This is a genomic window from Cochleicola gelatinilyticus, from assembly GCF_001637325.1.
Classification (GTDB): Bacteria; Bacteroidota; Bacteroidia; order Flavobacteriales; family Flavobacteriaceae; genus Cochleicola; species Cochleicola gelatinilyticus.
The window spans coordinates 291,081-303,936 of the sequence record NZ_LRXL01000052.1 but is presented as its reverse complement, the minus strand read 5'-3'; the positions used below and the strand labels follow the sequence as shown (position 1 = coordinate 303,936).

Here is a 12,856-nt window from a genome sequence, read left to right as displayed (position 1 = left end):
ATGCAACAATATTTTTGATTTTTATAACAACCTCAAAATCAAATCACTTAGGTTTAAAGTTAAATTGTAAGAATTTTCTGAAGAGGCGTTATCTTAATCAGTCTAAAATCTCGAAATGCCGCCAAAATACACTGTACATGTTAAAATGTACTAATTGTTAAATTTTTGTTAAATTTTATTTTTGCCCTACAATTTCATGTTAGCTAATTTAAAAAGCAAAAAGTTAAACCAATTCTTGTAAAAAGCTTATTTTCAATACCTAAGGTACTATTTTTAGAAATACACAGATATAAAAATATTCAAAAAAATCTAAAAATTCCTACACTGAAATTTAAATTTATAATTATTTAAATTCAAGGGTTTTTGTTAAAAAAGCATGCTATAATACACATTCTTTCTTACTACAAGGATTACAATTTATTTCAACAAACATAAAAAAAAATAACCGCTTAAAGATCAAGCGGTTATTCCATAAAAATATATTATTAATTCTTAAGCGGAATCGAAAATTTACTTATTTAGTAAACAACAACTCTCTGTATTTAGTTAATGGCCAAAGTTCATCATCTACTAACAGCTCCAATTTATCACAGTGATATCGAATTACTTCAAAATATGGTTTAACATCTTCGCAATAAGCATGGGCAAGTTTTTCTATATCTTCTATTTTATTAGCTTGTCTACGTTCATCTATTAACGCGGTGATGCCTTTATTAATTTTAGCGATATGTTCACTAATTTCTTCTATAAGTGCCATTTGCTCTCCTGCAAAGTTTTTAAAGTCCTTTTCGTAAATTACTTTTAGACCCCGTACATTTTCGATGAGAATATTTTGATACTTAATTGCCGTAGGAATTACATGATTTCTCGCAATATCACCAAGAATACGTCCTTCTATCTGTATTCGTTTTGCATATTCTTCCAGTTCGATCTCGTAACGCGCTTCTATTTCCACCTCACTCATAATACCGAGGTCTTCAAAAAGTGCTATCGATTCTTTAGAAACTTTTGCCTTTAACGCAACCGGAGTTGTCTTCTTGTTACTCAACCCACGCTTCTCAGCTTCTTTCTCCCAAGCTTCTCCATATCCATCTCCCTCAAAACGAATTCGTTTAGAGTCCTTAATGTATTCCCTAAGGATATTAAAGATGGCATCATCCTTTTTCATTTTTTTATCCTTAATAAGTGCGTCAACACGCTTCTTAAAAGAAATTAACTGTTTTGCTACGATTGCATTTAAAACAGTCATAGGATTGGCGCAGTTTGCTGTAGAACCTACGGCACGGAATTCAAATTTATTTCCAGTAAATGCAAAAGGAGAGGTACGGTTTCTATCGGTATTATCTAAAAGAATTTCAGGAATTTTGCCAACTACATTAAGTTTTAAATCTGTTTTTTCCTGTGGTGATAATTTACCGTTTGTAACTTTTTCAAGTTCATCTAAAACCTCTGTCAACTGTGACCCAATAAAGGCTGATATAATTGCTGGAGGCGCTTCGTTAGCACCTAATCTATGATCGTTACTCGCACTAGCAATAGACGCTCTTAATAATTCTTCATGATCGTTTACTGCTTTTATCGTATTAATGAAAAACGTTAAGAACTGAAGGTTTTTCATTGGAGTACTACCTGGCCCCAAAAGATTTACTCCCGTATTTGTCGCTAACGACCAGTTGTTATGCTTTCCACTTCCATTCACTCCTGCAAATGGTTTTTCGTGAAATAGCACCTTAAAATTATGACGGTCTGCAATCTTATCCATCACGTCCATTAATAAGGAGTTGTGGTCTACCGCTAAATTGGTCTCTTCAAAAATTGGAGCTAGTTCAAATTGATTAGGTGCCACTTCGTTATGACGGGTCTTAACCGGAATCCCCAATAACATACATTCTGTTTCAAGATCACGCATGTAATTTAAAACACGACTTGGAATCGATCCGAAATAATGATCGTCCAATTGCTGTCCTTTTGCTGAAGAATGTCCAAGTAACGTACGCCCTGCTAACGAAATATCTGGTCGTGATGCTGCCAAGGCCTTATCAATTAAAAAATATTCTTGCTCCCACCCTAAAGTAGCGTTTACTTTAGTTACATTTTTATCAAAATACTTTGCTACCGCTGTTGCTGCCTGATCTACCGTTTGTAAAGCTCTTAACAAAGGTGTTTTGTAATCGAGTGCTTCTCCTGTATACGATACAAATACAGTAGGAATACAAAGTGTAGTTCCATAAATGAAAGCAGGAGAAGTAGGATCCCACGCCGTATATCCACGTGCTTCAAATGTATTTCGAATTCCACCGTTAGGGAAACTTGATGCATCTGGTTCTTGTTGTACTAACTGTCCACCACCAAATTTTTCGATCGCTTGTCCGTTCTCTACTGTTTCAAAGAAAGCATCATGCTTTTCAGCAGTTGCTCCTGTAAGAGGTTGAAACCAGTGCGTGTAATGTGTTGCTCCTTTAGAGATAGCCCACTCTTTCATTCCCGTAGAAATATGATCGGCTACGTGACGCTCAATTTTAGTTCCTTTCTCCACAGCATCAATGACGCTGTTATACGAAGTTTTGGTTAGGTATTGACGCATCGCATTTTCATTGAATACGTTTTTTCCGAAAATAGCAGAACGGCGTTCTGGTTCATTTACTTCAATTGGAACACGATTAAAAGTTTCCTTAATTGCGTGAAATCGTAACGTTGACATAGGGTACAGTTTAAAATTAAATAATTTAACGCAGCAAAACTACTAATTTTATAAATACACCCCCTAGTTTTTAATGTTAAGTTATTAATAAATCGATGTTTTTAGTAACCCACCCCTAAAAAAATACCCCTCTATAAATTTTCTAAAAAAAAACGCGGTAGATACTTAAGAATTTTCAGTAAGAAATAATGCTTCAGAAAAAGGAAGTTCTACAAAAAGCAGCAAACACCTTCATTGTTAGCAGGGTTCAAAAAAAATGTTCAAGTATACATTCCGAAGAAAGAACTATCTAAAATTAGTTCAATATATAAGGTGTATTAATTAGCTATAAAAGCCATGCTAATAAATGCACAGTACGCAACCACTATAATTACACCTTTCACTCTGCCAATCTCGAATTTCTTCGGAAGAAACGCCAGCGGTAATAATACGCCTGCAAATGCTAACATCCACCAGATATCGTTGGTAAGTACCTCCTGACTTTTTACTGCAATGGGTTGAATAATCGCGGTAATACCTAATACCGAAGCAATGTTAAAAATATTAGAGCCGATGAGGTTTCCTAAAGAGATTGCTTTTTCTTTCTTTAATGCCGCAATCACCGATGCTGCTAATTCGGGAACGCTTGTCCCTATAGCAATCATAGTTACTGCAATCACCCGTTCACTTACACCCATTGCCGAAGCTAGATCGATGGCACCCGTTACGAGTAGCTCACTTCCAAAATATAAAGCAACACCACCAATGGCGAGCCAGATAAAAATTTTAAAATTTGAAGTTTTTGAAAGACCATCATCAATACTATCGTCCACTGGAGCCGTCTTTCGCTGCTTCTTAGCCCGATTAATTAATAAAAATAAATACACCACTAATAATAAAACCAGCGCAATACCTTCTGTTCTCGAAATTTCATTTCCTGTCTCTAAAATAAAATAAAGCACAACAGAAAGGAACATCATTACTGGCCAATTGAATTTATAAAAATCCCTATCGATTGCCAACGGTGCTATCACTGCCGTTATTCCTAAAACTAAGCCAATATTAGCAATATTAGAACCTATCACATTTCCAAGTGAAATATCACTAAAGCCATCTAAAGCAGCTTGTATACTTACTAAAAGTTCTGGTGCAGAAGTAGCAAAAGACACCACTGTAAGCCCAATAACCATTTTAGATAAATGAAGCTTAAAAGAAAGTCCGACCGAGGCGCGTACTAAAAATTCGCCACCCACTACCAACAGCAACAATCCTATAAATATAAAGAGTATACTCATGCCTATTAATTTAATTCTTGCGAAGATACTAAAAGTGTATGGTAATAAATCTTATATTTGAATAGCTCAGATATCATATTGATTAGCTGAAACTTAAACAAAAAAGGCACTATTATTGCAATCTTTCTGAATGTTAAAATAATATATTATGAATTTACTACATACCTCAGGAAATCGCATCCGGTTAATTGTACTTCTATTTTTTTCTTACTTCGGAATGCTACCCACAACAGCTTCAAACTCATTTCTGAAGCTTAATCCTAATTTTGAAAATAAGAATACAGCAATTACTCTTATAACCACTTTACAAAACACCGAAATTGTAATTACTAAAGACACTACCGATGAAACTTTGAAAGACCTTGCGCTTAAAATTAACGAGAAAGGAACTGCTTTCAGTTATTCAAATGTAGAGCGTAATACGTTAGGAGAGATCACTGGCATATCTATTTCTTATAATAACAAAGGAAATAAAAGTACGTATAGTGTGAGTAGTGACCGACCCATTAACACCATTGTAATAACTACCGACGGGAATGCAATTTCTGTTCGCAGTTCGGGAAAGGGGAATCAAGCTACGATTCAGCAGGGAGGTAATTCTTCGAACATTAATTTAGAAGATCACAAAAAAAGATCGGAAGCGATGGAAATGCGCCGTAAGGAAATGAAGGAGAAAATGAACCAACGTAAAGCAGAAATGGAAATGAAACGAAACGAAATGATGGCGCTTAGAAACGGGTCGAAAAATCAATTCGAAGCTAATAATACATTTGTAAGAGAGATCACGAAAAACAGCAGCCATGCAGACTTGGAAGCTCTTAAAGAAGAATTCGAGCAGGAAGGGATGCTATTTTCATACAGCGATGTGAAACGAAATGCCAAAGGGGAAATTTTACATATTAATTTAAAACTTGACGACCAAAAGGGATCTGTATCTAAATCTAAACACACCAGTAATGACAACCCCATTAAATCGATTCAAATAGGAATTAAAGACGGAACCTCAATTCTTAAAAGTGAACAATAATAAGAAGTAAATAAAATTAATAACCTTTAAACTACCCTAGAACTCTTGAAGAAAAAATTTTTTAAGGCACTATCAAAACTTAATAAAAAACTACTTCCCAGTTTTACAAAAAAAGGAGTAGATCTTGCTAAAGCTTCAAAATTGCAAATGGCACTGTTTGCTTATAAGCTATGGGTGACCAAAAACTCACTAGACTAATAAGAGAGTAACGATCTCACTTCATATTTATTCAGTTTAGATGCCCCCTTTAGAAATTCTATTTCAATTAGAAAATTACATTGTACAATTTCGCCACCTAGTTTTTCAACCAATTTTGCAGCCGCCCTTGCAGTGCCCCCAGTTGCTAAAATATCGTCATGCAGCAACACTTTATCTCCTTTTTCAATAGCATCTTCATGTATCTCTAATACATCCATCCCATATTCTAGACTATAAGGCTCTTTTAAAGTTGCATATGGAAGCTTACCAGATTTGCGAATAGGAACAAACCCAGCTCCCAACTCTTTCGCCATCATGGTAGCAAATAAAAATCCACGAGCTTCAATTCCTACCACCTTTGTGATTTTTTGACGTTCTGTAAGGCGTATTAATTCTTCAAGACAGCAATCGAGTGCTTTAGGATCTGCCAATAACGGAGTGATATCTTTAAACAATACCCCCTGTTTCGGAAAGTTTTCAATATCGCGTATATAATCTTCCAAATTTATCATATTGAAAAATAAACAATATCTACGCTGCCACAAAGTAGATTGTGATTTTATTAAACTATTTTATGTACTAGTTTTTTAAAAAAGTATCATTGCTTCCTGTATTTTTGTAAAAAGGTCCCTCATAGACCCCTACCTCAATGAACAAATTCTACTTTTATTTAGCTGTTTTTTTTCTTTTAAATGCATCAACATTCGCACAACGTGATACCCTCCAACCGGTATCGCTAACTCCTGTTCGATTAGATGTTGTAAAATTATCTGGAGATAAAACACTCGTCCCACTTTCGGTAACGCAAATCGAGGTTGCTAAAACCAATCCCATACAGCAACAACTTTCTTTACAGGAATACCTTCAAGAAGTACCCGGCTTGTTTGCACAAAATGCACAGAACTTTTCACAGGATCTCCGCATATCGATACGTGGATTTGGCGCCCGGGCTGCCTTTGGTATTCGGGGTATTAAGATCATTGTAGATGGCATTCCCGAAACAACTCCTGACGGACAAGGACAGTTGGACAACCTCAGCCTTAATCTTGTAAAAACTATAGAAGTAATTCGCGGTCCTTCTTCTTCACTCTACGGAAATGCTTCAGGTGGCGTAATCAACATTAAAACCATCGACTCTCTTTCCGAAGGAATTGCAAAAGCTGATGTTACTTTCGGAAGCTTCGGCATGCAACAATACCAATTACTTTCAGGGATTTCAGAAGGAAAAACTACGGCACTTTTTCAAGGAAATTACACCGCTACAAATGGATATCGTGCACAAAGTCGTTTTAAAAACTATGCGGTTTCTACAAAAATCACGCATCGGTTTTCAGAAAAAACCACTCTAAAATTGCAAGGGAATTACACGAATAGCCCATTGGCTGAAGATGCTGGCGGACTTACCCTCGACGAAGTTCAAACCGACCGAAGCCAAGCGAGACAACGTAATGTAGATTTTGATACCGGTGAGACAATTCAACAAATTAAAACAGGTGCTTCTATAACCCATAAATTTGACGAGCAATTTCAATTACAAGCCTATACATTTTATTCGTATCGTGACTTTAGCAACAAATTACCATTCGAAGATGGCGGAATTGTTACGCTGAAACGAAATTATGCAGGCGCAGGAAGTAATGTGACCTTTAAACATCACCTTTTCAACAATATAAACGAATTGCAAGCAGGGGTTGATTATGCGCTACAGCAAGATCAACGTAAGCGATTTCAAAATTTAGAAGGAATACAAGGCAATTTATCTTTTGAACAATTAGAGGAATTTAGTGCGTTAGGACTGTATGTATTGGATCAATATTACTTCGGAAAAATACTGTTTCGTTTGGGCGCCCGCTTCGATATTAATAATCTGAAAGCTGAAGATCGATTTTTAACAGACGGAAACAATACAGACGATATACAGTTAAACGCATTTAGTCCAAGCATCGGAATGCAATATGCTTTTTCTGAAACGACCTCAGTTCACACAGCGTTTTCCACCGGATTTGAAACTCCAGCGCTTAGCGAACTATCTGCCAATCCCGACGGTAGCGGTGGCTTTAATACAGAACTTCTTCCACAACGCTCCACAAACACGGAAGTTGGATTCACCTATAAAACAGCCCAACAGTTTTTTGAAGCTGTGGTATTTTATATTACAACGAAAGACGATCTCGTTCCTTTTGAAGTTTCAGATTTTCCCGATCGTACGTTTTACAGAAATGCTGGAAGCACACATAGAAAAGGACTTGAAGTGAGTTTTAAGCAACAGTTATTTCCAGGCTTTTCTTTAAGAAGCGCTTATACTTTTTCAGATTTCACTTATAATGAGTATCGTATAAATGAAGAAGATTTTAGAGATAACACCCTACCCGCTCTTCCTGTACACAAACTACATACGGCAATCACTTTCAGAAAAAAAAGGCTTTCGTTGCAGTTAGAAATGAATTATACTGGGAAAATGTATGCCGAAGATTCGAACGCAACGCAGATATCTGCTGCAACACTTTTAAATTTTAATTCAGGATATACGTTTAAATTAGGAAGCACAACCCTTCTGCCTTTCTTCGGAATAAACAATTTGACCAACGCGGGGTATTACGATTCTATTCGTATTAATGCTTTTGGAAATCGTTACTACGAACCTGGTGCCGATCGAAATTACTTCGGCGGAGTACGGTTTCAATTTTAATGATTTATTTTTTTAGTAGAGCTTTGGGTATATTCACAAAAAGGAATATATTTGCACCCCAATAACGGCCTCGTGGCGCAACTGAATAGCGCACTTGATTACGGCTCAAGAGGTTACAGGTTTGAATCCTGTCGAGGTCACAAATGTTAAAAATCCATTCCTAAACAGGAATGGATTTTTTTTTGAGCTAATTTCCTGTTTAAATATAACATTCTGTAAAACAGATCATTCCTCTTACGTAATTTAATTTATCTAAAGTAATTTTTCATATTAAAAAAATAAGTAACTTTCTTCTACAATTTTTTTGACATGAAAATTCCCATTCGATTAGACCAAGCGCTTATAAAACTATACGCCGCATTTTACGACGATGCATTAAACCCCGAGTGCTGTAAACAATGTGCTGTTGGAAATATTCTAGACAAAACAGACACTTGGAAACATCTTTCCGATCACCACGGATCTTTACAGTTAAACTATGTTGGATTGGTACATGAGCGCTTGGGAAGAAGGTTTAATGGATATCTTCCTTCAGAATTATTACAAATAGAAAAAAGTTTTTTAGAAGGCTGCGGATACAACACTCCACTTTTCTATAACGGCAACGTAAAAAAAAGATCTAAACTTGAAGATGATTTATATAATGGAATGTGTGCAGTAATAACAACGCTCTGTTATTTGGACGGCATTAAAAATGTTCTGGATTATACACAAGTGCTATCCACTGGAAAAAATACTGTAAACGCCTATCATAGCAATCGCATCGTATAAAAAAAGCCCATCTTTCGATGAGCTTTTAATAGAATTAATGTCTAAGCTAGGTTTTAAATTTAATACAGCTCTCTTAAAGCCGTAATGTCGTTGTTGTTGAACTCTCCATCTTCATTTGCGCTAAAGCAAGCTAACATAATTGATGTTGGATCGTATCCAGTTGGCGTACCATCGATATGGTTTGCACCTACACCTGCAGTACCTTCATTCGTGTTTTGTCCACAACTTTGGCGACTAAACCAATCTGTGTGACGAAATCCTACAGAGTGACCAATTTCGTGCGTAATAACGTGTTCATTAACATTTGTACTATATCCACTTAAACCGTAGATCTGTACAAATTTATGAGGCAGTCCATTGCTTGGAAAACCTGCACTACCACCTGCACCGCTTGGATTATTCACGGTATTGTTGTACACTACCATATTCTTATTTTGGTAATTTGTACCAAACGTAAGTGTAAATCTAATTGACAGATTCAGGTTATTGTAGTTGTTTACAGCATACTGTAGTGCAGTTCGTTCTTTACTAGATAATGCTTGACTTCCACCTGTATAACCAATGATAGAAATATTTCTACCTTGACTTACCAAATTATTAGTACTATACTGGCGTCCTTGAACACCTTCCTCTGCTGGTTCTAACATAGCAAGAAGTTGATCTTCAGTAATAACAATATCTTCTTCGATAAAGAGTCGTTCTTCGGTAGTACCATCGGGGAAATGAAAGGTATCGTAACGAACATAATCGGTGTTCATATTCAGAGCTTCAACGGCATCTAGAATATTTTGGGGAACCTCTTTTTGGAGGTTTACTTCATCAGTGATTTCTGAGTCCTCATCTTTTGAGCAAGAAACCATTGTTAGACTTATAGCCAAAAGGCTAAAAAGTCCTAATCGGAAATTTTTCATAGGGATATGAATTTAGAATTAGTAAATAAGTTTGTTACCTCAAAACTAAATAAATAATATGAAAATCACAATAAAATATTAAAAAACTTAAATATTTAACAATAAAATACTGAAAAATCAACGATATATGAATTATCCGAAATTTTAAAACTACTGTATCTCAGCACTTAATCCTGCATCGAGTAACATATTACAACGAGGTTCTAATTCATTAAGCGGACCTGTTTTTACAGTGCATTTACCTTTGTAATGAACAATTATAGAGCATTGTTCTGCTTGTTCTGGAGTGTGTTCACAAGCATATATAAGTGTATTTATTACGTGATCGAAAGTATTTACCTCATCATTAAATAGTACAATCTCATTGTGATTATTCAATGATTCTTCTACCAATACTTCTTCTAATTCTTTTTCTTTGGTACTCATAATGTTATAAAATTCGAAAAAACAAATCACAAATCCCAAAACTTTAACGTAATAAAGAGTGAATTTATTAACGTCTAGTTAATTCTTTGCCTATAATCCTCTGAATTAGACTTTCAATTATAGTACAAATTTAGCTGCAACCCAATTGTTCTTTTCTTTAAAATCAACGAATTGAAGCCCTTGTTTATTGCAGCTTTCTTTAAGTAGTGGTAAATCTTCTTTATAAAATCCGCTAACATATAATGTTGCTTCAGAAGAATTCATGGATGCTTTATATATTGGCATATCTTCTAATAAAATATTTCTATTAATATTAGCAATTACCACATCGTACGCTTGCTTCGGAAGTATTGAAGCATCTCCTAACTTTACAGCGATGTTGCTGCAATTATTTCGAACAACATTCTCTTCAGAGTTTTCGACACACCAAGTATCAATATCGATAGCATCCACAGACAAGGCTCCCCGCATTTCTGCAAGAATTCCCAGAACCGCTGTTCCGCAGCCCATATCTAATACTTTTTTTTGTGTAAAACTATCTTGAAGAAGGTATTGAAGCATCATGTGTGTAGTTTCATGATGTCCCGTACCAAAAGACATTTTAGGTTCAATGAGAATGTCATATTTTGCTTCAGTTTTTGGATGAAATGGTGCTCTAACACGACAGATCCCATCTACTTCAATAGCCTCAAAGTTTTTCTCCCATTCGGAATTCCAATTAACTTGCTCGATCTCTTTTACCTCGTAAGAAATTGTAAATTCTTCCGAAGAAAATAATTGCACTTCTTCTAAAATAGATTCCTCCCATTCCTCTTTCTGTATGTATGCCGTTACACCGTCTTCAGTTTCAACAAAACTTTCAAATCCGGCTGCACCTAATTCTGCAATTAGAATTTCTACACCTGGCTGTAAAGGCTGTACTTTAAAATCGTATTCAATATAGTTCATTCTCTTGATTTTAGAATCTTCTTGTGCTTCACTTACGTTTATATAGCGTAAAAAAATGTTTACTCAAATGCATTTACAATTGCCATAAAACTTTCAACATCGAGAGCAGCACCTCCAATAAGTCCGCCATCTACATCTGGTTTTCCGAAGATATCTTTTGCATTATTTGCTTTTACGCTTCCACCATATAGTATGGAAACATCTTCCGATATTTTTTTAGAATAATTTTCTAACACTGTTTTCCGAACGTAATTATGCATTTGCTGTGCTTGTTCGGGACTTGCTGTTTCACCAGTTCCTATTGCCCATACTGGCTCGTATGCCAATACAACCTTGTCCCAGTTGTCTTCAGAAATATGAAAAAGCCCTTCTGTTAATTGTGTTTTCACCACTTCGAAGTGAGTTCCTTCTTTGCGATTATTTAATTCTTCGCCGAAACAAAAAATGACTGTCATATCATTCTTTAAAGCCGTATTTACCTTCTCTGCCAATACCGAATTATCTTCTTTAAAATAAGCCCTACGCTCACTATGTCCTAGAATAACCGTTTGTACTCCCACACTTTTAAGCATAGCTGCCGAGACTTCTCCTGTAAATGCTCCATCATCAGATTGATGCATATTTTGGGCTGCAACCGTAACAGGATGCTCCCGTAACGACTGAAAGGCATGCTGTAAATTTGTAAACGCCGGCGCTACAATTACTTGAACTGTTTCGGGAATCACCTGCGCTTTCAAGTTTTTAAGCAACTCTTCTGTTTCTGAAAGGTCCTTATTCATCTTCCAATTTCCTGCTACAATTTTCTTTCTCATGAGTTTTAATCTTTTTAATTAATTACTGTTCACTAATCTTTGGATCTAACCATCCGTAAATTACATCCACAAAAATATTAATTATAATAAACAGCGATGCAATAACAATAACAGCTCCCATAATCACGGGGAGATCGAGCGTATTTAACGCATCTACAATTTCTTTTCCCAACCCGTTCCAACCAAAAATATATTCTACAAATACTGCGCCTGCAAGCATGGAAGCGAACCATCCTGAAATAGCAGTCACTACTGGATTCAATGAATTTTTTAAAGCATGCCTTTTAATAATGGTATACATGGATAATCCCTTGGCTTTTGCGGTACGAATATAGTCCTGATTAAGTACTTCTAACAGCGAATTTCGCATTAACTGACTTACCACTGCGAGCGGACGAATCCCCAATACAATTGCAGGGAGAAGTAAGTTTTTTAATTGCAAGTGAGTACCTTCTCCAAAATCGTCTACTTCATAGAGACTTCCAGTCATGTTTAGTCCTGTGTACTCGTGCAGAAGAAATCCGAAGATCCAAGCAAAGATAATCGCACTAAAAAAAGAGGGAACACTCATTCCCAACGTACTTATAAATTGAATGCCTTTATCGATCCACCCGTCTTTGAACAACACCGAAATAATGCCCAGCACAATCCCCAATAACATGGCAATACAAATTGCTGAAATTGCCAGTACCACAGTATTAGGTAATGTTTCTGAAATAACAGCACTTACTTTTTTTCCATTCTTCTGAAACGATTCTCTAAGGTAAGGGATTTTTAAAGCCACTCTAGTATCACCCAAAGTAAAAAGAGAAACAGCGCTGTATTTTTTTTCTGAAAGAAAAGAATAATCATCTACATGGGTACTATGAAAAGAAATAGGAGAAAGATCGTTAAGGTAATTTACATACTGAATACCTACAGGCTTATCGAAACCATATTTCTTTTTTACAACTGCAATTTGTTCGGCACTTTCATTCTGCCCTAACATCATTCTAGCAGGGTCTCCGGGTAGCACTGTAAATAAAAAGAAAATCACGGTAACGACCCCTAGAAGAGTTAGAAAAGCATATCCTATTTTCTGAAGCACGTATCCTGTCAC

At 35.9% G+C, this 12,856-nt stretch carries 11 protein-coding genes and 1 tRNA gene; 4 read left to right on the top strand and 8 right to left on the bottom strand.

The features are described from left to right. Positions 1-514 precede the first annotated feature (514 nt). Positions 515-2,701 (bottom strand): glutamine synthetase III family protein, encoded by a 2,187-nt coding sequence (locus ULVI_RS14315; RefSeq protein WP_068593474.1) that lies wholly within the window; start codon positions 2,699-2,701, stop codon positions 515-517. 317 nt (positions 2,702-3,018) lie between these two features. Continuing rightward, the gene (locus ULVI_RS14310; RefSeq protein WP_068593473.1) at positions 3,019-3,975 is read right to left on the bottom strand and encodes a calcium/sodium antiporter; all 957 of its coding nucleotides are present in this window, start codon (positions 3,973-3,975) and stop codon (positions 3,019-3,021) included. 148 nt (positions 3,976-4,123) lie between these two features. Between ULVI_RS14310 and ULVI_RS14305 the strand changes: the two genes are divergently transcribed. Further along, positions 4,124-5,002: a hypothetical protein gene (locus ULVI_RS14305; RefSeq protein ID WP_068593472.1), complete on the top strand. Its 879-nt coding sequence runs from the start codon at positions 4,124-4,126 to the stop codon at positions 5,000-5,002. A gap of 194 nt (positions 5,003-5,196) precedes the next feature. Here ULVI_RS14305 and ULVI_RS14295 read toward each other — a convergent pair whose 3' ends face one another. Continuing rightward, positions 5,197-5,709 (bottom strand): adenine phosphoribosyltransferase, encoded by a 513-nt coding sequence (locus ULVI_RS14295; RefSeq protein ID WP_197463519.1) that lies wholly within the window; start codon positions 5,707-5,709, stop codon positions 5,197-5,199. Between the two features lie 140 nt (positions 5,710-5,849). Between ULVI_RS14295 and ULVI_RS14290 the strand changes: the two genes are divergently transcribed. From ULVI_RS14290 to ULVI_RS14280, 3 genes are all read left to right on the top strand, one after another. Next, the gene (locus ULVI_RS14290) at positions 5,850-7,889 is read left to right on the top strand and encodes a TonB-dependent receptor family protein (protein ID WP_068593469.1); all 2,040 of its coding nucleotides are present in this window, start codon (positions 5,850-5,852) and stop codon (positions 7,887-7,889) included. 66 nt (positions 7,890-7,955) lie between these two features. Beyond that, positions 7,956-8,029: transfer RNA gene (locus tag ULVI_RS14285), tRNA-Arg, on the top strand. A 169-nt stretch (positions 8,030-8,198) separates the two neighbouring features. Beyond that, complete coding sequence (locus tag ULVI_RS14280) at positions 8,199-8,660, top strand: Na(+)-translocating NADH-quinone reductase subunit F (protein ID WP_068593468.1); 462 nt, start codon at positions 8,199-8,201, stop codon at positions 8,658-8,660. A 59-nt stretch (positions 8,661-8,719) separates the two neighbouring features. On the opposite strand, the gene ULVI_RS14275 is transcribed toward ULVI_RS14280, so the two are convergent. From ULVI_RS14275 to ULVI_RS14255, 5 genes are all read right to left on the bottom strand, one after another. Continuing rightward, positions 8,720-9,571 carry a zinc-dependent metalloprotease gene (locus ULVI_RS14275; RefSeq protein ID WP_068593467.1) on the bottom strand — a complete coding sequence of 284 codons (852 nt, stop codon included), beginning with the start codon at positions 9,569-9,571 and terminating at the stop codon, positions 8,720-8,722. A gap of 150 nt (positions 9,572-9,721) precedes the next feature. Continuing rightward, positions 9,722-9,997, bottom strand: a complete 276-nt coding sequence (locus ULVI_RS14270) for an ATP-dependent Clp protease adaptor ClpS (protein ID WP_068593466.1) — start codon at positions 9,995-9,997, stop codon at positions 9,722-9,724. A gap of 117 nt (positions 9,998-10,114) precedes the next feature. Next, positions 10,115-10,945, bottom strand: a complete 831-nt coding sequence (gene prmA, locus ULVI_RS14265; RefSeq protein WP_068593465.1) for a 50S ribosomal protein L11 methyltransferase — start codon at positions 10,943-10,945, stop codon at positions 10,115-10,117. Positions 10,946-11,004: 59 nt separating this feature from the next. Then, entirely contained in the window at positions 11,005-11,757 is a 753-nt protein-coding gene (tpiA, locus tag ULVI_RS14260) for a triose-phosphate isomerase (RefSeq protein WP_068593464.1), read from the bottom strand. Positions 11,758-11,779: 22 nt separating this feature from the next. Further along, the gene (locus ULVI_RS14255; RefSeq protein WP_068593463.1) at positions 11,780-12,856 is read right to left on the bottom strand and encodes an ABC transporter permease; all 1,077 of its coding nucleotides are present in this window, start codon (positions 12,854-12,856) and stop codon (positions 11,780-11,782) included.

What these genes read in the sequence shown, in the direction of transcription:
- ULVI_RS14315 (WP_068593474.1), bottom strand. Translation starts at nt 2,701, where the DNA reads ATGTCAACGTTACGATTTCACGCAATTAAGGAAACTTTTAATCGTGTT.
- ULVI_RS14310 (WP_068593473.1), bottom strand. Translation starts at nt 3,975, where the DNA reads ATGAGTATACTCTTTATATTTATAGGATTGTTGCTGTTGGTAGTGGGT.
- ULVI_RS14275 (WP_068593467.1), bottom strand. Translation starts at nt 9,571, where the DNA reads ATGAAAAATTTCCGATTAGGACTTTTTAGCCTTTTGGCTATAAGTCTA.
- tpiA (WP_068593464.1), bottom strand. Translation starts at nt 11,757, where the DNA reads ATGAGAAAGAAAATTGTAGCAGGAAATTGGAAGATGAATAAGGACCTT.
- ULVI_RS14290 (WP_068593469.1), top strand. Translation starts at nt 5,850, where the DNA reads ATGAACAAATTCTACTTTTATTTAGCTGTTTTTTTTCTTTTAAATGCA.
- ULVI_RS14280 (WP_068593468.1), top strand. Translation starts at nt 8,199, where the DNA reads ATGAAAATTCCCATTCGATTAGACCAAGCGCTTATAAAACTATACGCC.
- ULVI_RS14305 (WP_068593472.1), top strand. Translation starts at nt 4,124, where the DNA reads ATGAATTTACTACATACCTCAGGAAATCGCATCCGGTTAATTGTACTT.
- prmA (WP_068593465.1), bottom strand. Translation starts at nt 10,945, where the DNA reads ATGAACTATATTGAATACGATTTTAAAGTACAGCCTTTACAGCCAGGT.
- ULVI_RS14270 (WP_068593466.1), bottom strand. Translation starts at nt 9,997, where the DNA reads ATGAGTACCAAAGAAAAAGAATTAGAAGAAGTATTGGTAGAAGAATCA.